Source organism: Agrobacterium sp. DE0009, assembly GCF_007680755.1.
Taxonomy (GTDB): domain Bacteria; phylum Pseudomonadota; class Alphaproteobacteria; order Rhizobiales; family Rhizobiaceae; genus Agrobacterium; species Agrobacterium tumefaciens_B.
Window position 1 is genome coordinate 222094 of sequence record NZ_VEIU01000001.1, and the last position, 25087, is coordinate 247180.

General features: G+C 60.7%; 26 protein-coding genes. 13 read left to right on the forward strand and 13 right to left on the reverse strand.

Going from position 1 to position 25087, the window contains the following annotated elements; all coding sequences use genetic code 11:
• Positions 1-12 precede the first annotated feature (12 nt).
• The 7 genes from FS804_RS01185 (at position 13) to FS804_RS01215 (ending at position 6726) form a co-directional block, all read left to right on the forward strand.
• Complete coding sequence (locus tag FS804_RS01185; protein WP_003515599.1) at positions 13-219, forward strand: twin-arginine translocase TatA/TatE family subunit; 207 nt, start codon at positions 13-15, stop codon at positions 217-219.
• A gap of 56 nt (positions 220-275) precedes the next feature.
• The gene (gene tatB, locus FS804_RS01190) at positions 276-1019 is read left to right on the forward strand and encodes a Sec-independent protein translocase protein TatB (protein ID WP_144574064.1); all 744 of its coding nucleotides are present in this window, start codon (positions 276-278) and stop codon (positions 1017-1019) included.
• On the forward strand, positions 1016-1819 hold the full coding sequence (gene tatC / locus FS804_RS01195) for a twin-arginine translocase subunit TatC (protein ID WP_063948849.1): 804 nt from the start codon (positions 1016-1018) through the stop codon (positions 1817-1819). Before tatB ends, tatC begins: the two co-directional genes overlap by 4 nt.
• Before the next feature lie 101 nt (positions 1820-1920).
• Positions 1921-3204 (forward strand): serine--tRNA ligase, encoded by a 1284-nt coding sequence (serS, locus tag FS804_RS01200; protein WP_144574066.1) that lies wholly within the window; start codon positions 1921-1923, stop codon positions 3202-3204.
• A 184-nt stretch (positions 3205-3388) separates the two neighbouring features.
• On the forward strand, positions 3389-4159 hold the full coding sequence (surE, locus tag FS804_RS01205) for a 5'/3'-nucleotidase SurE (RefSeq protein ID WP_144574068.1): 771 nt from the start codon (positions 3389-3391) through the stop codon (positions 4157-4159).
• Positions 4156-4809, forward strand: coding sequence for a protein-L-isoaspartate(D-aspartate) O-methyltransferase (locus FS804_RS01210; RefSeq protein WP_063948852.1), 654 nt, complete (start codon positions 4156-4158; stop codon positions 4807-4809). The genes surE and FS804_RS01210 overlap by 4 nt, the downstream gene beginning before the upstream one ends.
• Before the next feature lie 345 nt (positions 4810-5154).
• Entirely contained in the window at positions 5155-6726 is a 1572-nt protein-coding gene (locus FS804_RS01215) for a peptidoglycan DD-metalloendopeptidase family protein (RefSeq protein WP_186376623.1), read from the forward strand.
• Between the two features lie 303 nt (positions 6727-7029).
• On the opposite strand, the gene mobB is transcribed toward FS804_RS01215, so the two are convergent.
• The 5 genes from mobB to moaA all read right to left on the reverse strand — a co-directional run bounded on the left by mobB (position 7030) and on the right by moaA (position 11569).
• On the reverse strand, positions 7030-7545 hold the full coding sequence (gene mobB / locus FS804_RS01220) for a molybdopterin-guanine dinucleotide biosynthesis protein B (RefSeq protein WP_144574072.1): 516 nt from the start codon (positions 7543-7545) through the stop codon (positions 7030-7032).
• The gene (mobA, locus tag FS804_RS01225) at positions 7542-8183 is read right to left on the reverse strand and encodes a molybdenum cofactor guanylyltransferase MobA (protein ID WP_144574074.1); all 642 of its coding nucleotides are present in this window, start codon (positions 8181-8183) and stop codon (positions 7542-7544) included. Before mobA ends, mobB begins: the two co-directional genes overlap by 4 nt.
• Positions 8180-9379, reverse strand: a complete 1200-nt coding sequence (locus tag FS804_RS01230) for a multidrug effflux MFS transporter (RefSeq protein ID WP_144574076.1) — start codon at positions 9377-9379, stop codon at positions 8180-8182. Before FS804_RS01230 ends, mobA begins: the two co-directional genes overlap by 4 nt.
• A 1-nt stretch (position 9380) precedes the next feature.
• On the reverse strand, positions 9381-10349 hold the full coding sequence (locus tag FS804_RS01235; protein WP_063949110.1) for a DMT family transporter: 969 nt from the start codon (positions 10347-10349) through the stop codon (positions 9381-9383).
• A 170-nt stretch (positions 10350-10519) separates the two neighbouring features.
• Positions 10520-11569, reverse strand: coding sequence for a GTP 3',8-cyclase MoaA (gene moaA, locus FS804_RS01240; protein WP_144574078.1), 1050 nt, complete (start codon positions 11567-11569; stop codon positions 10520-10522).
• A 129-nt stretch (positions 11570-11698) separates the two neighbouring features.
• On the opposite strand from moaA, the gene FS804_RS01245 reads away from it, so the two are divergent.
• The 3 genes from FS804_RS01245 to FS804_RS01255 all read left to right on the forward strand — a co-directional run bounded on the left by FS804_RS01245 (position 11699) and on the right by FS804_RS01255 (position 14811).
• Positions 11699-12067 carry a gamma-butyrobetaine hydroxylase-like domain-containing protein gene (locus FS804_RS01245; protein WP_144574079.1) on the forward strand — a complete coding sequence of 123 codons (369 nt, stop codon included), beginning with the start codon at positions 11699-11701 and terminating at the stop codon, positions 12065-12067.
• A gap of 273 nt (positions 12068-12340) precedes the next feature.
• Positions 12341-14152, forward strand: a complete 1812-nt coding sequence (locus FS804_RS01250) for a monovalent cation:proton antiporter-2 (CPA2) family protein (RefSeq protein ID WP_063948859.1) — start codon at positions 12341-12343, stop codon at positions 14150-14152.
• Between the two features lie 50 nt (positions 14153-14202).
• Entirely contained in the window at positions 14203-14811 is a 609-nt protein-coding gene (locus FS804_RS01255; RefSeq protein WP_144574081.1) for a pyridoxamine 5'-phosphate oxidase family protein, read from the forward strand.
• Between the two features lie 225 nt (positions 14812-15036).
• On the opposite strand, the gene FS804_RS01260 is transcribed toward FS804_RS01255, so the two are convergent.
• The 8 genes from FS804_RS01260 to FS804_RS01295 form a co-directional block, all read right to left on the reverse strand.
• On the reverse strand, positions 15037-16107 hold the full coding sequence (locus FS804_RS01260) for a GGDEF domain-containing protein (RefSeq protein ID WP_063948861.1): 1071 nt from the start codon (positions 16105-16107) through the stop codon (positions 15037-15039).
• Positions 16108-16552: 445 nt separating this feature from the next.
• Positions 16553-17770 carry a gephyrin-like molybdotransferase Glp gene (gene glp / locus FS804_RS01265; protein ID WP_144574083.1) on the reverse strand — a complete coding sequence of 406 codons (1218 nt, stop codon included), beginning with the start codon at positions 17768-17770 and terminating at the stop codon, positions 16553-16555.
• Positions 17771-18262 (reverse strand): cyclic pyranopterin monophosphate synthase MoaC, encoded by a 492-nt coding sequence (moaC, locus tag FS804_RS01270; RefSeq protein ID WP_144574085.1) that lies wholly within the window; start codon positions 18260-18262, stop codon positions 17771-17773.
• 5 nt (positions 18263-18267) lie between these two features.
• The gene (gene trpC, locus FS804_RS01275) at positions 18268-19083 is read right to left on the reverse strand and encodes an indole-3-glycerol phosphate synthase TrpC (RefSeq protein ID WP_144574087.1); all 816 of its coding nucleotides are present in this window, start codon (positions 19081-19083) and stop codon (positions 18268-18270) included.
• Between the two features lie 10 nt (positions 19084-19093).
• Complete coding sequence (trpD, locus tag FS804_RS01280) at positions 19094-20122, reverse strand: anthranilate phosphoribosyltransferase (RefSeq protein WP_144574089.1); 1029 nt, start codon at positions 20120-20122, stop codon at positions 19094-19096.
• 15 nt (positions 20123-20137) lie between these two features.
• Positions 20138-22030 carry a peptidylprolyl isomerase gene (locus FS804_RS01285; RefSeq protein WP_144574091.1) on the reverse strand — a complete coding sequence of 631 codons (1893 nt, stop codon included), beginning with the start codon at positions 22028-22030 and terminating at the stop codon, positions 20138-20140.
• Between the two features lie 448 nt (positions 22031-22478).
• Positions 22479-22613 (reverse strand): hypothetical protein, encoded by a 135-nt coding sequence (locus FS804_RS25345; protein WP_256366746.1) that lies wholly within the window; start codon positions 22611-22613, stop codon positions 22479-22481.
• A gap of 38 nt (positions 22614-22651) precedes the next feature.
• Positions 22652-22831, reverse strand: coding sequence for a hypothetical protein (locus FS804_RS01295; protein WP_003503030.1), 180 nt, complete (start codon positions 22829-22831; stop codon positions 22652-22654).
• A 437-nt stretch (positions 22832-23268) separates the two neighbouring features.
• On the opposite strand from FS804_RS01295, the gene coaD reads away from it, so the two are divergent.
• From coaD to FS804_RS01315, 3 genes are read left to right on the forward strand one after another with little or no spacing between them, the layout of a single operon-like run.
• Entirely contained in the window at positions 23269-23763 is a 495-nt protein-coding gene (gene coaD / locus FS804_RS01305) for a pantetheine-phosphate adenylyltransferase (protein WP_144576288.1), read from the forward strand.
• 28 nt (positions 23764-23791) lie between these two features.
• Positions 23792-24361, forward strand: coding sequence for a peptidylprolyl isomerase (locus tag FS804_RS01310; protein WP_144574093.1), 570 nt, complete (start codon positions 23792-23794; stop codon positions 24359-24361).
• Between the two features lie 36 nt (positions 24362-24397).
• Positions 24398-24907 (forward strand): peptidylprolyl isomerase, encoded by a 510-nt coding sequence (locus tag FS804_RS01315; protein ID WP_063948869.1) that lies wholly within the window; start codon positions 24398-24400, stop codon positions 24905-24907.
• The last annotated feature ends 180 nt before the right edge of the window (positions 24908-25087 follow it).

The following is a 25087-nucleotide window of genomic DNA, read 5'->3' on the forward strand; positions in this document are numbered from 1 at the left end:
GGAGTTTCAGTTATGGGTTCTTTTAGTGTGTGGCATTGGCTCATCGTGCTGGTGATTGTTCTCGTCCTTTTCGGACGCGGCAAGATCCCGGAACTGATGGGCGATGTCGCCAAGGGCATCAAGAGCTTCAAGAAGGGCATGGCTGACGAAGATCAGACGCCGCCGCCGGCCGATGTCAACGCAAAGACCGTCGACCACAAGGCTGACGAGATCAAGTAAGCGGCACTGCCGTCTGGTTTGAGACTGACACGCGTTAGGGTCTCGGGAGCATATTGATGTTTGATATCGGCTGGAGCGAGCTGCTGGTGATTGCGGTCGTGCTGATCGTGGTTGTCGGGCCGAAAGACTTGCCGCCCATGATCCGCGCCTTCGGCAAGACCATGGCCGGTCTTCGCAAGATGGCAGGGGAGTTCCGCAGCCAGTTCGATGAGGCCCTCAAAGAGGCCGACATGGACGATGTGCGCCAGACCATCTCCGATGTCCGCAATCTCAACCCGACCAACTCGCTGCGCGATGCGATGAACCCGCTTCGCCAGCTCGGCAACGAGATCAAATCCGATCTTCAGAAGGCGACAACGCCACCTGACAGCCTGTCATCCACGCCTGCGACCTCGACGGCAGCACCTGCGACCAGCGAACCGGTTGCACCGCTCGTCAGCGTTCCCGAGCCTGAGATGAAGCTACCGGATACGCCGCCCGTGACTGCCGCCCCCGTTGCGGCACCGGTCGTGCCGGTGGAAAAGACGAAGCGTGCCCGGGCGAAATCGATTGCGACCGTCGAGGCGGAAGCGGTTGCCGCCAAGCCGAAACGCGCCAGCCGCGCCAAAGCGGTCGCGGCGTCAGCGCCCGTCGCTGTCAACTCCACGGAAAGTTCAGCTGCAAAGCCGACCGTCAAAGCCGTCGCTAAAAAAGCGGCCGCCAGGAAGGTCGTGGCTGAAAAGCCTGTCGTGGTCGCTGATGCCAAGCCGGCAAAGCCGGCGAAAACCAAGGCTGCAAAGCCCAAGAAGGACGAAGCATGAGCGGGGACATCGAGGACAAGCCGCAGCCGCTTATCGAACATCTGATGGAACTGCGCACGCGACTGATCTGGTCGCTGGGTGCGTTCTTCGTTGCCTTCATCGCCTGTTTTGCCGTAGCCAAGCATCTCTTCAACCTGCTTGTCATTCCCTATAAGTGGGCGGTTCTCTGGGCTGGCCTTGATGTGACGAAGTCGTCGCTGATCTATACCGCGCCCCAGGAATTCTTCTTCACGCAGATCAAGGTCGCGATGTTCGGCGCGATGGTGATTTCCTTTCCGGTGATCGCGTCGCAGCTTTACAAATTCGTGGCGCCAGGCCTCTACAAGAATGAGCGCGCCGCGTTCCTGCCGTTCCTCATCGCATCGCCGATCCTGTTCCTCATCGGTGCGGCGCTCGTCTATTTCTTCTTCACGCCGATGGTCATGTGGTTCTTCCTGGCCATGCAGCAATTGCCGGAAGATGGTGAGGTCGCGATTTCACTGATGCCGAAGGTGTCGGAATATCTGAGCCTCATCATGACGCTGGTGCTGTCCTTCGGTCTGGTGTTCCAGCTGCCGGTGGTCACCACGCTTCTGGCGCGCGTCGGCCTTCTGACCAGCGACTGGCTGCGTGAGAAGCGCAAGTTTGCGATTGTCATGGCCTTTGTGGTCGCGGCCGTGCTGACCCCGCCGGACCCGATGTCCCAGATCGGTCTTGCACTGCCTGCGATCATTCTCTACGAGATTTCCATCTATATGGCTCGACTCGTGGAGAGGAAACGTGCTGCGGAATCCGCAAGTACGGAGCTGGAGGAGACCTGAGTTTTCGACGGTCTCGCCGCTCAAGACATTTCCTCGCGCCGGGCTTCTGCCCGGCGTTTTGCTGTAAAACACCGGTGATGCAACAACGGTCTGGAACGACGATGCACGACATTAAATGGATACGTGAAAACCCCGAAGCTTTCGACGCGGCGCTTGCACGCCGTGGCGCGGAGCCTGCGGCCGCAGGCCTGATCGCGCTGGATGAAAAGCGCCGTTCCGTCATCCAGTCCCTGCAGGACATGCAGTCCCGCCGCAATGCCGCCTCCAAGGAAATCGGCGCCGCCATGGCGCAGAAGAACATGGAGCTTGCGGAAAAACTCAAAGCCGAAGTCGCCGACCTCAAGGACAAGATGCCGCGCGCCGAGGAGGAGGACCGCCAGGTCACCGCCGAGCTGAACGACGCCCTGTCGCGCCTGCCCAATATTCCCTTCGACGACGTGCCTGATGGCAAGGACGAGCACGACAACGTCGTGACCCGCGTCGTCGGCCAGAAGCCCGGCTGGAACCATGCAGCCAAGGAGCATTTCGAAATCGGCGAAGCACTTGGTTATATGGATTTCGAGCGGGCCGCCAAGCTTTCAGGTTCGCGTTTCACCGTCCTCACCAGCCAGCTCGCGCGGCTGGAGCGGGCGCTCGGCCAGTTCATGATCGACCTGCACACCTCGGAACATGGCTATACCGAAGTTTCTTCGCCGCTGATGGTGCGGGACGAGGCTATGTTCGGCACCGGCCAATTGCCGAAGTTTGCCGAAGACCTGTTCAAGACCACGGATGGCCGCTGGTTGATCCCGACGGCCGAGGTGACGCTGACCAACCTCGTGTCAGGCGAAATTCTCGAACAGGAGAAGCTACCGCTGCGTTTCACCGCGCTCACACCGTCCTTCCGCTCGGAAGCGGGCTCGGCCGGTCGCGATACGCGCGGCATGTTGCGCCAGCACCAGTTCTGGAAATGCGAACTCGTCTCCATCACCGACGCGGAAAGTGCCGTTGCCGAACATGAGCGTATGACGGCATGTGCCGAGGAAGTGCTGAAACGTCTCGGCCTGCATTTCCGCACCATGACGCTCTGCACCGGTGACATGGGTTTTGGCGCCCGCAAGACCTATGATCTGGAAGTGTGGCTGCCGGGCCAGAATACCTATCGCGAAATCTCGTCCTGCTCGGTCTGCGGCGATTTCCAGGCGCGCCGCATGAATGCGCGCTACCGCGGCAAGGACGACAAGGCGACGAAGTTCGTGCACACGCTGAACGGTTCCGGCACGGCTGTCGGCCGCTGCCTGATCGCCGTTCTCGAGAATTACCTGAACGATGATGGCTCTGTCACAATTCCGGACGTCCTGCTGCCTTATATGGGCGGTCTGACGCGGATCGAGAAGGCGGCTTGATTGCCAGTCTGTTGAGACGTCGCCGTCATACCGGCCTCGAGCCGGTATCCAGCCAGCCCAAGTCCTTGGGCTGAAAGAGTCCTTCCCGTCGCGCACACGCGCGTCGACTGGATGCCGGATCAGGTCCGGCATGATTGTTGTGGAAGGCTCAGTACGCGAAAGAAACGACCAGCGGGAGAGAAACATGCGGATTTTGCTGACAAACGACGACGGTATCCACGCCGAAGGGCTGGCGGTGCTGGAGCGTATCGCCCGCACCTTGTCCGACGACGTCTGGATCGTTGCGCCGGAGACAGACCAGAGCGGGCTTGCTCACTCCCTGACGCTGTCCGAGCCGCTGCGGCTGCGCAAGGTTTCCGACAAGCATTTCGCGCTGCGCGGCACGCCGACCGATTGCGTCATCATGGGCATTCGCGAGGTTCTGCCGGAAAAACCCGATCTCGTGCTGTCGGGTGTCAACGCCGGCGCGAATATGGCCGATGATGTCACCTATTCCGGCACGATTGCCGGTGCCATCGAAGGCACGTTGCAGGGCGTGCGGTCGTTTGCGCTGAGCCAGGCCTTCAGTCATGCTGACGGGCGCATTGTGCCGTGGGAAGTGGCGGAGACTTATGCGCCCGATCTCATTCGCAAGCTGATAAATGTCGATCTGCCCGACGGCACGTTCCTCAACCTCAATTTCCCCAATTGCGCGCCAAAGGATGTGCAGGGCGTTTCCGTTACCGGGCAGGGCAAGCTGGATTTCGGCCTGACGGTGGAGGAACGGCAGGACGGTCGCGGTCTTCCTTATTACTGGCTGCGCTTCGGCGAACGCCTGGGCAACTTCCGCGAAGGCACCGATATCCACGCGATAAAGCATGGCAAGATTTCGGTCACGCCGCTGAAGCTTGACCTGACGGACTACACGGTGAAGGATCGGGTTGCGCAAGCACTTGGATTCGGAGTCACCGATTGAAATCTGCCATGGTCGAAAAGGAAGGTTTTGCAGCTCTCGTTCTGCGCTTGCGGGGCGAGGGGATTTCCGATCTCGACCTGCTGACGGCGGTTGAGCAGACGCCGCGCTCCAAATTCGTGCCTGCGCAATTTGCTGCCGACGCCTATTCCAGCCGCACCATCCCGATCGACTGCGGTTCCTTCATGGAAGGGGCCGACATGGCGGTGAAAATCCTCGCCCGTCTGCAGCTGAAACCCGGCCAGCGCGTGCTGGAGATCGGCACTGGCAGCGGCTTCATGACGGCGATCATTGCCCGTCGTGTCGAGCGGGTCTTTTCGCTGGAGCGCTACAAGACGCTGGTTCAGCAGGCGCAGAACTGTCTTGACGACCTTTCCATCCGCAACGTCGTCATCCGCCAGGCAGATGGCAGCAATGGTTTGGTGGGCGAGGGCACTTTTGACCGAATCGTTTCCACGGCCGCCTTCACAACGATGCCCCGCTTCTTTGCCGAGCAGATCGTTTCTGGCGGCATGATGATTGCGCCGATCATCGTTGAGGGTGATCGTTGCGTGATGACGCGCTTTTCCAAGACCGGCAGCCGCTTCGAGAAGGAAGAGCTGTTTGAAGCGCCCTATCTGCCGCTCAGCTCCCATATTGCCCGGCATTTGTGACAGCATAAAAATTTTGAAGGCAATTTATCTTTGTCTTCTAATGTGATGAAGCTCATCAACCCTCTGATTTCAATAGTCATAATTGTTCCATCATGACGCATCCGGTTTTTGTCATGGTTATCGAAGTGTCAAAAAAGCGCCAAACGGCTTAACGTTTTAACGGCGTGGTAACACTAACGCGCTTTAATCATAAACATCGACGCATGGTTTTCCCCACCTCGGGAAATGGGCCTTGCAAGAAGTGAATTTGGTGCCGGATCGATCTCGATGCGGCGGGTTGGCGTCAGTGTAGATCGAGTCATGCGTATGAGACATTCGTCTAAAATCGGAAAATCAGTCGCAAAAATGTTCGCAGCGGCATTGCTGGCAAGCGTCGCAACGGGCTGTAGCTCGGATGCAACGCGGTTCAGCGGCCTCTTTTCCAGTGGACCGGATCAGATGACCACGGCGTCAATTCCTGCCCGTCAGGGCGGCGGTGCTTACGGGCAGGCCCCGGTTCCGCAGGGTGACATGAATGGCGGTTACGCCTCTGCCGCGCCGCAGGGTGGCTATGCCAACCAGAACATGGCCGGCAATTCCTATCCGCAGCAATCCGGCGGTTATGGTGGCGTTCAGCCGTCCACGGCCCGCGCCTCGGCATCGCCGGTGCAGCGCTCGGAGCTGTCTGCGCCGACAGCCGTGGCGAGCCGCGATCCATCGACCCGCAACGAAGCCATGGCCCAGCCTTTCCCGTCCGCCCAGCCCAAGGCCGCGCCGTCTCTGGCCGCGCCCGCACGGCAGGCTGCTGCACCCGCCGCTGACAATCTGACCACCGCAACTGTTCGCTCCGACAAGAACGGCTGGCATACGGATGGTGCCTCCTCCGTGACCCTGCGTCCGGGTGAAAGCATCGCCACGCTTTCCAACCGCTATGGCGTTCCCGAGAAGGAACTGCTGCGTGTCAACGGTCTGAAGTCCGCTTCCGCCGCGCAGGCCGGTCAGTCTATCCTCATTCCGAAGTTCGGCCAGGTCCGCAACGCCGCCAAGGATGCGGCTGGCGATATCGCGCTCAACCGCAACGGCGACCAGCCGACACCGCTGCGTGCGCCGGATGGAAACGTCGCCGTGCTGCCGTCGCAGGCCGCCGCCCGCGACAAGGTATCCGCTGACGCTGGCAAGCTGACGCCTCCGGGCGGCAAGCCCCTGCCGCCGACCGGTGGCTACAAGGTTCAGCCGGGCGACAGCCTCGCCAAGATCGCCCGCGCCAACGGCGTCTCGGTTGCCGCTCTCAAGGCCGCCAACGGCATCTCCACCGAAAGCATCCGCGTCGGCCAGACGCTCAACATGCCGGGCGCATCGACCGATGCCATCAAGACCGCTTCCGTTCCCGCCAAGGAAGCGGCGGCAGTCAAGGCTGTCGAAACCGCATCGGTGAAGCCAGAGCCCTATAAGGCCCCGGCTGCGGCTCCCGCTGCCTCCGCGCCCGCCACACCGGCGACCGCAAGTGTCAGCGATATCGAGAAGAAGGCCGACATGGCATCTGTCGCACCGGAATCCACCGGCATCGGCAAGTATCGCTGGCCTGTTCGCGGCGCGGTCATCAATAATTTCGGCGACAATGTCGAAGGCAGCCGCAACGATGGCATCAATATCTCGGTTCCCGAGGGCACGCCGATCAAGGCCGCCGAAAACGGTGTCGTCATCTATGCGGGCAACGGCCTGAAACAGCTCGGCAACACGGTTCTCGTCCGCCACGACGACGGCAAGGTCACGGTTTACGGCAACGCCGCCAATCTCGACGTCCAGCGCGGCCAGAAGGTTCAGCGCGGCCAGACCATCGCCACCTCAGGCATGACCGGCAGCGCCAAGCGTCCGCAGGTTCACTTCGAAGTTCGCAAGGATGCGACGCCTGTGAACCCATCCACTTTCCTTGAATAGGTATTGCGTCTCAAGGAATGATGAAGCCGGGTGATGAGCCCGGCTTTTTCATTTTGGGGTGATGGGTGCGGAAAAGGTGCTGGAATGGGTGCCTCGGGCTTAGTGAGTATTGGTTTCTCGCGGTTTTCTCCTCCGTCATGCCGGACCCGATCCGGCATCCAGGCGACGCGCGTCTGCGCGGCGGAATGAGTCTCCTCAGCCCAAGGACTTGGGCTGGCTGGATACCGGCTCAAGGCCGGTATGACGGAAGTGGGGAGGGAGCCTGGACGAGGAAGGAAGAAGTCATTCCGTTCCAATGCCTGTTCATGCCCTCACCAGCCCAACCGTCCTCTCGATGAAATTGGCAATGGCGCCGGTATCGTCGAGATCGAAAACCGGCAGCGCCGTGTCCGTCACCGGATGATCTGCGGCAATGGCGATGATATGCGGATCGAGCGGCGCAAGCGGTTCGGTCTTGGCCGCTTCCAGCCGGCGCGCCTCGATCTTCGGCACGGGTTCGTATTTATAACCCTCGATCAGCACGAGATCGCATGGCGCGAGGCGGGAGAGGATGTCCTCGAAGGAGGGTTCCGGTTCACCGCGCAATTCGTGCATGATGGCGAAACGGGTGCCGGAGACGATGGTGACCTCGTGCGCGCCCGCCTGGCGGTGACGCCAGCTGTCGGCGCCGACCTTGTCGATGTCGAAATCATGGTGGGCGTGCTTGATGGTCGAGACGCGGTAGCCGCGCGCGGTCAGTTCCGTGACGATGCGCACCGCAAGGCCGGTCTTGCCCGAATTTTTCCAGCCGGCAATGCCGAAGACCTTTTGCTCGCTCATGTTTCCATGTTCTCCAGGTGACGACGCGCCAGAGCCAGCTCATCCGGGGTATTGATGTTGAAAAACGGATCAAGGCTGCCCGTGGCCGTTTCCAGCGGCGGGAAAGCTACGCCGATGGTGACATGGCGGGCGAGAAACGCGCGGATGCGGCGGTTTGCATCGTTTTTTAACCAGCCCTCCAGATCGTCGCCCAGGGCCACCGGCCAGAGCGCAAAGACCGGGTGGAGCTGGCCGCCGGACGAGGCGATGACAATGACGTCATCCGACAGATACTCGCACAGTCGTGCGACCAGATCGTCCGGGAAAAACGGGCTGTCGGCGGGTGCAGTCATGAAATGGCTGCCGAAGGTGTCGCGATCGCGGAAATGCCGCATACCGGCCAGAACGCCAGCGAGCGGCCCGGCATGGCCGTTCAGCGTATCGGGCAGAAGCGGCAGACCGAAACTTTCCGCCCAATTGGCCTTATCCGTCACGGCGGCATTGATGGTGACATCGCTCACCTGCGGGGTCAGGCGACGGATGACATGGGAAAGCAACGGCGCGTCGCCGAGCGTTGCCAGCGCCTTGTTGCTGCCCATGCGGCGCGAAAGGCCGCCCGCCAGCACGAGACCGGGAATTGTTCGGGGAGGGACGATCATTGCCGCTGTTCCTGCCGTCTGACGATGTAGGTGGTGAAAAGGGCGACAAGGCCGGTTAACAGCATCACCATGAGGAGCGGCCACGTTCCTTCTTCTTTCGTGAGCACCGACGAGGCAAGGACGGAAAGGGCCGCGCCGCCGCCGATCGTCATCGCGCCGCCAAGGCCGGAGGCAGAGCCCGCCAGATGCGGCTGCACGCTGACCATGCCGGCATTGGCACTTGGCAGCGTCACGCCGTTTCCCACGCCAATCAAAGCGAGCGGCACGAAAAACGCATAAGGGCTGTCCGCTCCTCCGATCACGAAGAGGATCGCAGCGGCGATACCGACAATCCCGATGACATTGCCCGAGAGCATCATTCTGTTGATGCCGATTTCACTGGCATAACGACCGGAGACGAAATTGCCGAGCATATAACCGCTGGCCATGAAAAAGAACTGCAGTCCAAGCATGGCCGGCGTCAGCCCGTAAAGCACGCTGCCGACAAAGGGCGCGCCACCGAGGAAGGAGAAGAACATGCCTGACGAGAAGGTCGAGGTCAGCGCATACCCCCAGAAGAGGGGCGAGCGCAGAAGCTCCGGCCAGGCATGGAACTGCTGCGAGAAGCTTGCCGACCTGCTGTGATTGGTTTCACCGAGATCGAACCAGGCGAGCACGAGAATGCCTGCGCCAAGAATCGCCAGCAGCGCAAAGCTGGACTGCCAGCCGGAAAAGTCGTTCAGCAGCCCGCCGACCGTCGGGCCAACCATCGGGACAACGGACATGCCCATGGTCACGTAGCCGATCATCGACGCTGCCTGCTCCATCGGCACCATGTCCCGCACGATGGCGCGGGCGAGCACGAAACCGGAGACGACGGCGGCCTGCGCCACGCGGCCGATCATGAAAACGGTAATGTTGGGAGCCAGCATGCAGACCAGTGTCGCGGCGATCATCGTGGCGATGCTGGCGAGCATCACCGGGCGGCGGCCGAAGAGATCGGAGAGGGGGCCGATCACCAGTTGCAGCAGGGCGGTGGCGGCAAGATAACCCGACACGGCAAACTGCATCACGGCGTAATCGATCTGAAAATGAACCGCCATGGCCGAAAGCGACGGCAGGAACAGGTTCATGCACAGCGCCGCGACGCCGGCGATGACAACAAGCGTGATGATATGGGGCGGAGTGGTCCGGTCGAGGAAACGGCTGGTTCTCATTTTATTCTCCCGCCTCTTCCGTTACCGCCGCTTTTGCAACGGAAGCGGGCCGCACGGTGGTCGCCGCCGTTGGCGTCGCAGCCGAACGCTTTGCCATCTGCGAGCGCTTGCGCAGGCTTTCGCGATAGAAGGTATAAAGGCCCGAACCGATGACGATCACGGCGCCGACGACGGTGTAGCTGTCGATCTTTTCATTGAAGAAGAACACCCCGATCATGAAACCCCAGAGCAGGCTGGTATAGCGAAACGGTGCGACAAAGGAGATTTCGCCTGTCCGCATCGCCAGGATGATGGCCTGGTAACCAACCAGCACGAGAATGGCCGAAGCCGCGAGATGCGAGACGATCGCGACGTTCATTGGCTGCCATCCGCCGAAAGGCACGATCAGTAGCCCGCCCACGGCCATGTTGACGAAGGCGGTGATGACGGTGATGGCGAGGGAGGGTACGTCGGCATACATTTTCCGTGTCAGCAGATCACGTGCGGCGGTGACCGCAAGCGAGGCGACGACCAGCAGGGCGCCTGACGTAAACCCTTCCGGGCCTGGCCTGATGATGACGAGGACACCGATAAAGCCGGTGATGATGGCCACCCAGCGCCGCCAGCCGACGGGTTCGCGCAGGAAGAGCGCCGCCCCGAGCGTCACGATCAGCGGAAGGGACTGCAGGATGGCCGAGGCGTTGGAAAATTCGATGAGGCCCAGCGCCGTCAGATAAAGCACGGCGGCTGTCACCTCGCAGAGACAGCGCAGGATGATGATGGGCCGCAGCAGGGTTTTCAGCGGCCGCAGCGCGCCGAAGTGGCGGGCGGCGATGTAGATCAGCACCACGGTGATGATGCCCCGAACGAACATGATCTGGCCGGTGTTGATGTAGGGGGTGACGGACTTCGTCAGCGCATCGTTGGCCGTGAAGCTTGCCATTGCGAGCGCCATCAAAAGTGCGCCGCGCGAATTGTCCGTCAATGCCATTCCCAACGATCCCAGACCATGCGCGGTATCCCGCCGCCCCTGCCGGGCGATGTGGGCCGCCCCCCGCGGCACGACCACGCATTCCTCCATGCATAGAGACGTGGCACGGCATGGCTGGCAATTCAACCGTTTATATGGGTGGGTAGACGAGAAAGACGCCGCGCGAGTGCTCAGCCGCCCGTAACGCTCATATGGCGGCCGACGGCGGGGCGGTTGTGGGTGCGGTCTATGATGAAATCATGCCCCTTCGGCTTGCGCAGCAGGGCTTCATCGATGGCGCTGGAAAGATAGGCGTCGCTGTCGGAGGCGCGCAGCGCCGTGCGCAGATCGGCGGCGTCATCCTGACCGAGGCACATGTAAAGCGTACCGGTACAGGTGAGGCGGACGCGGTTGCAGCTTTCGCAGAAATTATGCGTCATCGGCGTGATGAAGCCAAGCCTGCCGCCGGTTTCCTTCACCGTGACATAACGGGCAGGACCACCGGTCTGGTAATCATTGTCGATGAGCGTGAAGTTCTTTTCGAGATCGGCACGCAGTTGCGAGAGCGGCAGATAACGATCGGTCCGATCTTCCTCGATTTCGCCCATCGGCATGGTTTCGATGACGGTCAGGTCCATGCCGCGGCCATGGGCGAAGCGCATCAGCTCCGGCATCTCCACATCGTTGAAATCCTTCAGCGCAACCGCGTTGAGCTTGATCTTGATGCCCGCCGCCTGCGCGGCATCGAGCCCTTCCATGACGCGATCGATATCGCCCCAGCGGGTAATGTGGCGAAACTTCTCGCGGTCGAGCGTATCGAGCGACACGTTGATGCGGCGCACGCCGCAATCAGCGAGTTCGTCGGCGAATTTTGCGAGTTGCGAACCGTTCGTCGTCAGCGTCAGCTCTTCCAGCCTGCCGGCCTCGATGTGGCGGCCGAGGTTTCTGACAAGCGACATGATGTTCTTGCGGACCAGCGGTTCGCCGCCGGTCAGCCGCAGCTTGCGCACGCCGCGCGCGATGAAGACGGAACAGAGCCGGTCGAGTTCTTCGAGCGTCAGAAGATCCTTCTTGGGCAGAAAGGTCATGTGCTCGGACATGCAATAGGTACAGCGGAAATCGCAGCGGTCCGTCACCGAAACGCGCAGATAGGTGATGGAGCGGCCGAAAGGGTCCACCATGGGGGTGGCTTTTTCCGTCAGGGTTTCCGCTTTTCCAAGCGAACCGGGGAAACTATTCACGTCTCCGTCCTCACTGCGCGTTGTGTCGGGCGCAGGCCCGAACTCTGCTCTCCAAATGATGTAGTGACTTGCCTATTGTCAGGCAAGTCCGTAATTCTGGCGCATATAAAGAGCGTGCGGAAGTGAAAAATGAGTGATGTCTGGCCGACCGAGCTGCTTGTGTCGAAAGACCGGCGGGATTTGACCGTTTCTTTCGATGATGGGAGCGTTTACCGGCTCTCTGCCGAGATGCTGCGCGTTCTCTCACCCTCGGCGGAAGTCCAGGGCCATGGGCCGGGGCAGAAAGTCACGGTGCCCGGCAAACGTGACGTCACCATCCGCAACCTCGTCGCGACCGGCAATTACGCGGTTCGGATCGCCTTCGATGACGGCCATGACAGCGGCATCTATACATGGAAGTATCTCAAGGAACTGGGTGAAAGCGGGCAGACGCTGTTTGCTGAATATGAGCGGGAGCTTGCCGAAAAGGGCTTGAGCAGGGAGCTGCGATACCGGTAGAGAAAACATGGGGGGAAATGCCCTCGTGAGGCGATGACAAAGATGTTGCAAACGGGGCGTTTGCCAAAATAGTGCCATCCGCACTTCGTTACCCCGGAGTGATCCGGAGACCAGCGCGATCAAATCCTTGATCGCAAAAGACATGTTCTCACGACGCAGACGCGTCGTGGCTGGATGCCGGATCTAGTCCGGCATGACGGAGGAAGGTTTGTACTTTGCCATCGCCCGGGCGAGGGAGCACCCTTGTCTTGATCAAATACAACGGGGTGGCGTGTGGCTGTAGAAGCGAATGGAAATGATCTGGCCCAGGTGGTCGTGCTTTTGGCGGCGGGCGTTGTGGCCGCGCCGATCTTCAAGCGTATCGGCCTCGGCTCGGTGCTGGGTTACCTCGCGGCCGGCCTGGTGATCGGGCCTTACGGTCTCGGTTTCTTTTCCGATTCGCAGGCCATCCTGCACATTGCCGAACTCGGTGTGGTGATGTTCCTCTTCATCATCGGCCTTGAGATGCAGCCTTCGCGGCTGTGGTCGATGCGACAGGATATTTTCGGGCTCGGCGCATTGCAGGTGCTGGTGTGCATGGGCGGGTTGACGCTGGTGGGTGTGAGCCTTGGCTTTCCCGTCATCATGTCCTTTGTCGCTGGGACCGGCTTCGTGCTGACATCAACGGCGATCGTGATGCAGATGCTGCAGGAACGAAACAGCATGTCGAGCCTGAAAGGCCAGCGTATCATTGCGATCCTGCTGTTTGAGGATCTGGCCATCGTGCCGCTGCTGGCGCTTGTCGCATTCCTCGGGTCCGGCGGGGAACACGTCACCGCTTCGGAACGCTGGGCATCGATCGGCATCGCGCTTGCCGCCGTGGGTGCGCTCATCCTCGCCGGACGTTATCTGCTGAACCCGTTTTTCCGCCTTCTCGCCGCTTCCGGCGCGCGGGAGGTGATGACCGCTGCGGCACTGCTGGTGGTGCTGGGATCGGCGCTTCTGATGCAGGTCAGCGGTCTTTCCATGGCCATGGGCGCTTTTCTGGCCGGCGTGCTTCTGTCGGAATCCTCGTTTCGTCACCAGCTGGAGGCGGATATCGAGCCGTTTCGTGGCATCTTGCTCGGCCTGTTTTTCCTCGGTGTGGGCATGGCGATCGATCTCGGCGTCATCGCGTCCAACTGGCAGCTCGTGCTGGTCAGCGTTGTCGCCTACATGCTGCTCAAGGCTTTCCTGATTTACGGAGTGGCGCGGGCGCTCGGCACCACCCGCCGCGAAAGCCTGGAACGGGCGGTGCTGATGGCGCAGGGCGGCGAATTCGCCTTCGTCCTTTATTCAGCCGCCGTCAGCGCCGGCATTCTCGACCGGGAGGCCAATGCCATCCTGACCGCGACCATCATCATCTCCATGGTGCTGACGCCGTTGATGGTTATTCTGCACGACCGACTTGTGCCGGCGGCGGTTCCCAATACCGACGATCTCGACGTGCCTGAAAATGTCGAAGGCAGCATTTTGCTGATTGGTTTCGGGCGTTTCGGCCAGATCGTCAGCCAGCCGCTTCTGGCGCGTGGCTACACCCTGTCCTTGATCGACAAGGATGCCGATTTCGTGCGCGATGCGGCCGAATTTGGCTTCAAGGTCTATTACGGCGACGGCTCGCGGGCGGAAATCCTGCATGCGGCTGGTGCCAGCACCGCGCGTGCGGTGCTCATCTGCGTTGATGACAAGGAAGCGGCTGTTCGGATCGCGGAGATCGTCAAGCACGAATTCCCTCTGGTACCCGTGCTTGCCCGGGCCTATGACCGCGGTCATGCCATCGATCTGCTCAAGGCAGGGGTCGATTACCAGATTCGCGAGACGCTGGAATCGGCGCTGAACTTTAGCGAGGAAGTGCTTGGCGCCATGGGCGAGGAGCGGGAAGATGCAGCGCGGCTGGTGGAAGAGTTCCGCGACCGCGACGAGGAGCGTTTCGCCATGGAAGTCGTCGGCGGCATCTATGCAGGGCGCTCGCTTATCCGCGGCAATGCCCAGCCTGCCGACCTCGTGGCGGCGCGCACCGCGCGTGAGCGGGCCGAGCGGGAAAAGGCGGAAGCCGACGAAGAGTAAGAGCTGCGCCTTTCCGTGGCGGAGCATGATTTCGAGGGATTGGAGCGGACATGACGATCATTCGCACGGTTGAGGAACTGAAGGCGATCTATGATGGCACGAGCGAGGCATCGATCGCCAAGGTGACCCGTGCCCTGACAGCCGAGTACCGGCAGATGATCGAAGCGTCACCGTTTCTGGCGCTGGCGACGGTGGCACCTGAGGGCATGGACTGTTCCCCGCGCGGCGACAAGGGCGGGGTGGTGCGGGTGGCCGATGACAAAACCATCCTGTTACCGGACTGGCGCGGCAACAACCGCGTCGATTCGCTTCTGAACATCGTGCGCGACCCGCGGGTGGCGCTGATGTTTCTTGTTCCCGGCTCGAACACCACCATGCGCATCAATGGGCGCGCGGTGGTCAGCGTCGATCCCGCGCTGCTGCAAAGCTTCGAGATGGACGGCAAACATCCGCGAACCGTTATCGTGGTGACGATCGATGAGGTCTATTTCCAGTGCGCCCGGGCATTGATGCGCTCCGAGCTGTGGAACCCCGATCACTTCGTTGATCCGGCATCGCTGCCAACGCCCGGTCTCATGCTCAAGGCGGCAAAGGCTGAGTTCGACCAGGAGACTTATGACCGCGAATGGGCGGCGCGCGCAGCGGCAACGATGTGGTGAGGCGCAGTAACAACCGACCGTCGGGCCGCTGAGGTAATCCTCGCATGGCTTACGCCATTGGGGAAAACGGAGCGCCTCACTCCGTCACCCCGGACTGGATCCGGGGTCCAGCGCGATCAAGTCCTTGACCGCAAGAGGCTTTTTTCATGGCGCAGGCGCGCCGTGACAGGATGCCGGATCAAGTCCGGCATGACGGAGGAGATAGTGGTGCACACACCACCATCCTCACGTCCGATAAATCAGCCAGTTTTTGCCGGTGTAATTCTTCTGCATGCCGTCTTCGTAAAAGACGGAGCGGTTTCGGCCGGTTTCCTTGGCGTGGTAGAGGGCCGTATCGGCGTGGCCGTACAGCTCGCCCGGGTTGGTGGCCTGGGCGGCGGAGGCGAAGCCGATGGAGATCGTGACGGTGCCGTAATCGGCACCCGATCGCGAATTGCGGAAGGGCGTGCTTTCCAGTGAGAGGCGAATGCGTTCGCACATGACCATCACTTCTTCCGGCGTGTTGCCGTCCATGATGATGGCGAATTCCTCGCCGCCGCTTCTGGCGACAAAGCCATCCTTGCGCACATTGGCACGGATGACGGAGGCGACGGTGGCGAGGATCTTGTCGCCGACCGGGTGGCCGAACGTGTCGTTGATGCGCTTGAAGTGATCGATGTCGAGCAGCACAAGCGTCGTATATTGCAGGCCGATGGAGCTGTCGTAGATCGAGGCCAGCTTGTCGTCGAAGGCGCGTCGGTTGGAAAGCCGCGTCAGCGAGTCGGTATTGGCGATGCGCTTGTATTCGTCGAGCTCAAGACGGACCTGATGCATCTCCTCGGCGTGGCGGTTGACGTCGTTGAACGTCTTTTCGCCATCGATGATTTTCGTGCCGGTCGCTTCTGAGAGCAAGGCGATGGCGTTTCTCAGGATGTTGCTGCTGGCGGCATTCTTGTCATCGATCCGCTGGCGGGTTTCGCCGAGTATCCTGTTGTAGTTCGCCATGGAGGATTGTTCGCGCCTCAGCGTGCCGAGCAGCGCCTCCAGTTCGCGCCGCAGCTTCTCATGGGCATCGTCGACAGCGTGGTTGGAACCACCCTCGCCATAACGGGAATAGAGCTCGTCCAGATCCTCCTGCGCGATCTTGTTTCCAAGCGCGGCCAGATCTTTGGTGAGGGCGGGGTTCGAGCCGATATAGGCTTCATAAAAGAGGCTGTAGTTGCGCGGGATCGGCGAAACACCCATGCTGCGCATCGCAAAGGCAATCTGCCCGGCAATGTCGGGCCCCGATGTTTTGGGGGTGGATGCCGTGTTCATCAAGAAACTCCAATGAGCCAAATTATCAACTATGATTATTATGATGAAGCCCGTTTTGGAAAGCTTAATCTATGGAAAATGAATTTTTGTCTCAGGAAAATCGATTTTCCCCATTTTTTATCTTATTTAATTGAAAAATATAAGTAATTTCAATTCTGATGGGGTCGGGAAGCGTTTTTCTCTACTGCGTGCCTTGTTGCCAGCATCGCATTTATTCTGTCAATCCCAATAAGGGGAATCATGTGATTTATTTTGAAACAGCAACAGGGAGACATTCGAGCAGTAGATAGGCGTCTTGCTGTTGCGCGCTCCATCGCTCCGCCTTCCGGGACGGGATATTGATCCAGCAATGCTACGGTTTTATTTGCGGCCCAACGCCGGCGGTGAAGTTTTTTGTGCCGATGCTGCAAATATCGGGCTTCCCATCATGGGTGCCGGCGGAATATCAGACTTTCAGCCTCAGGATCGTGCATTCCGCGCCTTCAGCAAGCGCCGGCGCATTGGGCGGGCGGATGATCAGCGCATCGGAATGCGCCAGTATCTTCATCATCGATGAATCCTGTTTCGTGAAGGCCTCCGCAACCGGCGTCCCATCTTGCCCAGCGGTGACACGCGCGCGCAAATAGTCCTGGCGGTGGTCATTGACCTTCAGCGCCGTGGCAGTGCGCGCTGTCGCAAGGCGTTGCAGGGGCGCGCGGCGGGCGATGCTGCGGACGAGCGGTTCGAGGAACAGCAGACCGCAGACAAGGCTGGCGACGGGATTTCCGGGCAGGCCCAACACCTGCATGGCACCGATTGAGCCGACCATCAGCGGTTTTCCGGGCCGCATGGCAACGCGCCAGAAGTCGAGCTGCATGCCCTGCGCCTTCAGCGCCGCCTGCACCAGATCATGATCGCCAACGGAAGCGCCGCCCAGCGTCACCAGCACGTCGACCTTGGCGGCGACGGCCTTGGCGATGGCGGCGCGGATCAGCGCCTCGTCATCGGCGATGATCCCGAGATCGAGCACCTCGGCCCCGGCCTGCCGGGCAAGGGCTGCGACGCCGAAAGTATTGGAGGCGATAATTTGGGCTGGCTGCGGGTCGCTGCCCGGTTGAAGCAATTCGTCGCCGGTGGCGAGAATGGCGATGCGCGGCTTGCGATAGACGGAGAGGGTGGCGTGGTTCATCGCTGCTGCCAGCGTGAGATCGGTAAAGCCAAGTTCGCGCCCGGCCGTCAGCGCCGTTTCCCCCTCGGAAAAATCCTGTCCGCGCGGGCGGATGTGTCTTCCGGCGGTGACCTCGAAGGTTGTGCGGATTTGTCCGCGTTCCAGCACTTCGGCATCTTCCTGAATGAGGATGGTATCGGCACCATCAGGCACCGGGGCGCCGGTGAAGATGCGCACGGCCTCTCCCTTACCCACGACGCCGGAAAAGGCGTGACCGGCAGCCGCCTCGCCGACAACCGTCAGGACCGAGCCGATCATGGGCGCATCGACACTGCGCAGGGCGTAACCATCCATGGCGGAGGCATCGAAGGGCGGCTGGGTGAGACGCGCCTGAAGATCGGACGAGAGAACGCGGCCGTCGCACTCGGCAAGCGGCAGCGCTTCGCTATCCGTGATCGGGATCGCTGCATCCAGAAGGCGTTTGACGGCCTCGTCTACCGGCAGCAGCGGCTTCATTCAGTTCTCCTGTCGGCGAAAACTACCGGATTTGCCGCCGCTCTTTTCGAGAAGACGGATATTGACGATTTCCATGCCTTTGTCGGCGGCTTTGGCCATGTCATAGATCGTCAGGCAGGCGATGGAGACGGCGGTCAGCGCCTCCATTTCCACGCCGGTCTTGCCAGACAGTTTCACCATGGCCTCCACCCGCAGGCCGGGCAGGGCGGCGTCTTCGGTGATGTCCACCGCAACCTTGGTCAGCATCAGCGGGTGGCAGAGCGGGATGAGGTTTGCCGTCTGCTTGGCGGCCATGATGCCGGCGAGGCGCGCGGTGCCGATGACATCGCCCTTCTTGGCGTTGCCGTCGCGGATGAGCGCCAGCGTCTCCGGCTTCATCTTCACGAAACCTTCGGCCACGGCGACACGAACGGTCTCGGCCTTGTCGCCGACATCGACCATATGCGCCTCGCCGCTCGCATCGATATGGGTGAGCCTGTTTGCCTCACTCATCGGGGTTATTCCGCTGCCAGAATGCCGGATTGGCCGGTCAGCAGCGCCTTGGTCGCCGCCGTCACATCGTCCTTGCGCATCAGGCTTTCGCCGACGAGGAAGGTGCTGATGCCGCTCTTTTTCAGGCGCTGGCAATCCTCGAAGGTGAAGATGCCGCTTTCGCCGACCAGCAGCTTGTCGGCGGGCACCAGGCCCGCCAGTCTTTCGCTGGTTTCGAGGCCGACTTCGAAGGTACGAAGATTACGGTTGTTGATGCCGAAAAGCGGCGAATCGAGCTTCAGCGCCCGTTCCGTTTCCTCCTCATCGTGCACCTCGATCAACACATCCATGCCGAGCGCGAAAGCTTCGTCCTCGAGGCGTTTTGCCTCGCCGTCCGACAGCGAAGCCATGATGAGCAGAATGCAATCCGCGCCCCAGGCGCGGGCTTCGTGCACCTGATAGGTGTCGAACATGAAATCCTTGCGCAGCGCGGGCAGGGCACAGGCATTGCGGGCGGCGGTCAGGAATTCCGGTGCCCCCTGAAAGCTGGGCTTATCCGTCAGAACAGAGAGACAGGCAGCGCCACCGGCTTCATAGGCGGCCGCGAGCGCCGGCGGGTCGAAGTCGGGGCGGATGAGGCCTTTCGAGGGGCTGGCCTTCTTGATTTCAGCGATCAGTCCGAACTTGCCTTCGGCCTGTTTTGCCTTCAGCGCCTTATAGAAGCCGCGCGGCGCGCTCTGGTCGGCAGCCATCGCCTTCAGATCGGCCAATGAAACCTTGGCCTTGGCGGCGGCGATTTCCTCGAGCTTGTAAGCCTCGATTTTCTTCAGAATGTCGCTCATGATCTCGCTCTCATTCCTGCGCTGAACTGGCTTCGTTGGATACAGCGACCAGACGCTCCAGTGCGGCGGCAGCCTCGCCGCTGTCGAGCGCGTCGCTGGCAATCGTCATGGCCTGGCTCAATGTCTCGGCCTTGCCGGCGATGACAAGCGCTGCTGCAGCGTTACACAGCGACACGTTGCGATAGGCGTTGCGCTTGCCGGAGAGAACATCGCGCAGCGCCGCCGCATTGGCAATGCCATCGCCGCCCTTCAGCTCGTTCATCTGAGCCGGCTCGACGCCGAAATCTTTTGGGGTGAGGTCGAAGGTGCGGATCTTGCCGTCTTCGAGCGCCGCCACATGGGTGACGCCGGTCGTGGTGACTTCATCCATGCCGTCGCCATGGACGACCCAGATGCTTTCAGAACCCAGGTCCCGCAGCACCTCGGCAAGCGGCACGAGCCAGCGTGGCGAAAAGACGCCCAGCAATTGCCGCTTTGCGCCCGCCGGGTTGGAGAGCGGGCCGAGCAGGTTGAAGATGGTGCGTGTGCCGAGTTCGACGCGGCTCGGGCCGACATGGCGCATGGCCGAATGGTGCATCTGCGCGAACATGAAGCCGAGGCCGGCCTCTGCAATGCAGCGGGCAATGAGATCGGGGCCGATATCGAGCTTGACGCCGAGCGCGGAGAGCGCATCCGCCGTGCCTGACTTGGAGCTCAGCGCCCGGTTGCCATGCTTGGCGACCGGCAGGCCCGTGCCGGCGACGATGATGGAGGCCAGCGTCGAAATATTATAGGTGCCGATGCCGTCGCCGCCGGTTCCGACGATATCGATGGCATTGGCGGGGGCCGAAACCGGCAGCATGCGGGCGCGCATGGAAGAAACGGCGCCGACGATTTCGTCGACCGTTTCGCCACGTACCCGCAGTGCCATCAGGAAACCGCCGATCTGCGACGGGGTGGCTTCGCCCGACATCAGAATGTCGAAAGCCGTGCGCGCGTCTTCGCGGTTCAGGCTTTCTCCGTTCGCGACCTTGGCGATCAGCGGCTTCAGTTCGGCCATTTCTCGCCCCCCGTGTCAGAAGCCAACCATCGCCTGATCGGCGAGGGCTTGGTTGATCGTCACACCATAGTCATTCTGCAGGCGGTTGACCATCTGGTCCAACATGTCGTCGCCGGCTGCGCGGGCGATGGCGGTGAACTGCTGGTCGTCGTTGGCAAGCGCGTCGGGCGCGGCGCTCGTGTCCACGGACGTAACCTTGAAGAGGATGCGGCTGGAACCGTCGGCATCGGCCGCGGTGCCCACCAGACCTTCGGCTCCGGCGAAGACGGCAGCGATGGTCTGGCGGCCGAAGATCGCGTCTTCGCTGGTGCGGCGCAGGCCGGACTTTTGCTCCACGGCAAGGCTGAGTTCACCGGCGACGGCTTCCAGCGTCTCGCCCTTTTCAACGCGGGCCTTCAGCTCGTCTGCCTTGGCGGCAAGCGCGGTGCGCTGCTGCTCGGCTGTCCAATCGGCCACGACATCGTCGCGAATTTCGGCAAGCGTGCGGTCGCGGGCAGGGATGATCTGCTCGACGTCGAACCAGATGTATCCTTCACGGCCGAGATTGATCGGCAGGGCTTCCGTGCCGGGTTCGGTCTTGAAGACTTCCTGCGCCAGCTGCGGCGAGGGCAGGCCCTCGACGGCGTCGCCCTTTTCATTGAGGCCGGCGGCATCGATGGCGTCGATGGTGACGGGCTTCAGGTTGAGCTGCTTGGCGGCATCGGAAAGCGACGAGCCGCCGGCGCGCAGGTCTTCGTAACGATCGTGCACGTTCGTGACTTCCTCAGCCGCGGCGGCGGTAGCGAGATCCTTGCGGATATCGTCCTTGGCTTCATCCAGCGTACGGGTGGTTTCCGGCTTGATGCCGGTGACGCGCAGGAGAACCGGGCCGAAGGCGCCGTCCACCACGGGCGATACGCCGCCATCCTTCTGGATGGCGAAGGCCGCATCGGCAATCGACTGGTCGGGAATGGTATCCTTGGTGAACTCGCCAAGCGTCACGTCGGATGCCGTCTTGCCCTGGTCTTTCACCACCTGATCGTAGGTGGTGTTGCCGAGCCTGATCTGCTCGGCGGCAGCGGCGGCCATTTCCTTGTCCGGGAAGGTCAGTTGCTCCACCGTGCGGCGGCCGGCGGTGCGGAAGCTGTCCTTGTGGCTGTTATAGTAGTCGGCGATCTGCGCATCGGTCACCGATGCCGGCTCGGCGATATCAGACGGCTCGAGCTTCACATAGGTGAACTTGCGGAATTCAGGCGCGCGGTACTTTGCCTTGTTCGTTTCGAACCAGGGCGTGAGCACGTCGTCGCCCGGCGCCTTGACTGGCGGGATGACGGCATTGGAGAGAATGACGTAATCGACGGTACGCTGCTCGTTGCGATATTGCTTCAGCGCGTCAACCAATACCTGCGGCGCGGCAAAACCATCGGAGACGGCTTCAACGATCTGGCTGCGCACGGCGACCTTGCTGCGCTCCTTGATGTAGTCATCCTCGCGGAAACCGGAGTTGCGCAGGCGCTCGGTAAACAGGTTGCGATCGAACTGGCCGTTGACGGATTTAAAGGCCGGGTCTTCGGCGATGAGTTTGGCGAGACGGTCTTCCGAAAGCCCGAGGTTCATCTTCGAAGCCAACTCGTCGAGCGATGCACCGGCGGCAAGCTGGCTGAACACCTGGCGGTCGATGCCGAAGGCCTTGGCCTGCTCGGTCGTCAGCCTCGTGCCGAACTGGCGGCTAAGATCGGAAATCTGGCGCTGGTAGGCGAGACGGAATTCCTGCGGGCTCACCGTCTGGTCGCCCACCGTCATCACGGCATGGGAATTGGCGGTGACAAGCGATGCGGAGACGCCCCAGACGCCGAACGAAACAACAAGCAGGAGAAGCAGCAGCTTGGCTGCCATGGTTCGAGAAGCATTTCTCAGGGAATCGAGCATCGTTATGCAAACCTCACAGGAACGTCATTGCGGTCGCCGGCTGTCCGGCCCGCAACGTATTGGGGTTCCTTAAATCAATCCATTCGGAAATTGAAGGGAATATCCCTTGGAAAAACGGGGTTTTGAAAACGGTTGTGTGATTGGGGGATGAACGGGAAGCGAAATATTCAGACCGACAGTGTGGAGCTGATAAGGAGGCTGGTCAAACTCTTCACCCGTCATTCCGGCCCTGAGCCGGAATCAAGCTAGCCCAAGTCCTTGGGCAGAAAAGAGTTTTTCCACCGCGCAAACGCCCGTTGGCTGGATTCCGGCTCAGGGGCGGAAGGACAGAGGCGTATAACAAGACCCTTGGAAATGTCCGCCCGCCCTGACGGCAAAACAAAACCGCCTGAACGAGCCAAGCGGCGTCAAAGAATCATTTGGATAGGCCTGATCCGCTCTACCGCGCTTAGAAAGCGCGGTCGCGCCGGACAGCGTCCTTGAATTCCTCATCCTCACGCCGCATTTCCGCGATGACGGAGATCATTGATGTCACGAACATTACGCTGATGAGGGCCAGTAGCATCGTCAGAAATGTAAACATGATATCGTCTCCGAGGGATTGAGGATTTCTCCCCGCTATCAGTAATAATTCATGTACTGATAACGGGCAGTCAGCTGCGGGTAGTCCGGGCCCTGGGTTTCAGGCTTCTGCTCATAAAGACTAAACGTCGTTGCTACCATTGCGATAACCAGTACTGTCCAGGCTGTGCTGATGACGCTGATCTTCGCCGAAGTAGACTGTTTTTCTCTTACAAACATCTGTCTGTTCCTTTGGTTTCTTGTTAACGCGCCACGTCTGATCATGTTCCGCGTCAATCGTAAAAATCGATTAGCATCGCCCCGGTGAAACTTCCTTGAATGGCTCGTTCATCTGGCGTTCAGGAAACTGGCTGGGACTCTCATTCGAGAAAAACATACTCGGCAGCGAATGACGCGATGACCGAAAGGACGATCATAAAGGCCAGCATTTTTAGTTCTCCGGATGCTTAACGGGTGAAAGGCGTTTCGGTTTCCCGATGCTGTGCATTTAAACAAAATAGCTCTGAAACCGCCCTGAACGCCGCATTCATCGAGGGTTCACCGGGCCGCAGCGGAGGGGTGGGAAGAGGATAAAGTCTTGCGCCGCGTTGATCTCCATGACAAAAGGCGGGCACATGATACCCAGCATCGAAACGCGCCCACCATCTGAGAGCGATATGACGATTGCCTTTTATCCAGGATCATTCGATCCGATGACCAACGGACATCTGGATGTGCTTATCCAGGCGCTGAACGTTGCGTCGAAAGTCATCGTTGCCGTCGGCATCCATCCGGGCAAAGCGCCGATGTTTACCTTCGAGGAGCGGGCGGCGCTTATAAAGCAGGCGCTTGCCGAGCAGTTGCCCGGTGAGGCGGCACGCATGGACGTCGTCTCCTTCGATAATCTGGTTGTCGATGCGGCCCGCCAGCACGGGGCGCATCTGCTGCTGCGCGGCCTGCGCGACGGCACCGATCTCGACTATGAGATGCAGATGGCCGGCATGAACCGCCAGATGGCGCCCGATATTCAGACCGTGTTCCTGCCGGCAGGCACCTCGTCGCGACCCATTACAGCCACATTGGTCCGGCAGATCGCCGCCATGGGCGGCAATGTCGAAGCCTTCGTGCCGAAAGCCGTGCTTGAAGCCCTTAACGCCAAGCTGAAGCGCTGACTTCAGCCTTACATTTGGAGCCAATCCGATGAAACTCGTTCGATTTGCCTTTGCCGGCGCCCTGTTTGCCGGTGCGGTTGCCGCCAGCACCATCGCTTCGGCCGCCGAACTTCTGACCATCCAGCTGAAGGACGGCCCTGTTGTCATCGAGCTTGCGCCCGATGTTGCGCCCAAGCACGTGGCGCAGATCGAGGCGCTGGCCAAGAAGGGCGCTTATGACAATGTGGCTTTCCACCGCGTTATCGACGGTTTCATGGCGCAGACCGGCGACGTCCAGTACGGTAACATGGAGAAGGGCTTCAACGCCCAGCGCGCCGGAACCGGCGGTTCCGACCTGCCTGATATTCCGGCAGAATTCTCCAAGAAGCCCTTCACGCGCGGAACTGTCGGCATGGCCCGTTCCAGCGATCCGAATTCCGCCAATTCGCAGTTCTTCATCATGTTTGCCGACGGCCCGTTCCTGAACGGCCAGTACACCGTGGTCGGCAAGGTCGTGTCCGGCATGGAAGCCGTGGACAAGATCAAGCGCGGCGCCGGCGGCAACGGCGAAGTTTCCAACCCCGACCGGATGATCAAGGTCACCGTCGGCAAGAAGTAAGGTAGGGCAATAGAGCCCGAACAGAGGAGAATGACCATGGCCGAGATCAAGGATCCGGAAAACACCATCATCATGGAAACGACGACCGGCAAGGTCGTGATCCAGCTGCTTCCGGAAGTTGCGCCTGGCCACGTTGCCCGCATCAAGGAACTCGTCTCGGAAGGCGCTTATGACGGCGTCGTTTTCCACCGCGTCATCGAAGACTTCATGGCCCAGACCGGCGACGTGAAGTTCGGCAAGAAGGGTTCGGAAAGCTTCAACCCGGCCCGCGCCGGCATGGGCGGTTCTGAAAAGGAAGACCTGAAGGCTGAATTTTCCGCCATTCCGCATGTGCGCGGCACCTGCTCCATGGCCCGCTCGCAGAACCCGAACTCCGCAAACTCGCAGTTCTTCATCTGCTTCACGGATTCCCCGTGGCTCAACAAGCAGTACACCGTCTGGGGCCAGGTCATCGAAGGCATGGAAGCCATCGACAAGGTCAAGCGCGGCGAGCCTGTGAAGGATCCCGATTCGATCGTTTCGATGAAGCTCGCTTCGGCGGCTTAAGGAATATTGCATCACACCGCTCCGCAGGCGACTGCGGGGCGGTTCGAATGTTGAGATGTGTCAAAACCTCTCCGCCGTCATCCTCGGGCTTGTCCCGAGGATCTAACGATCCCCGACGGCAACGTGGTTAGATCCTCGGGTCAAGCCCGAGGATGACGTCGAGGTGAGGGAGCCCCTTCA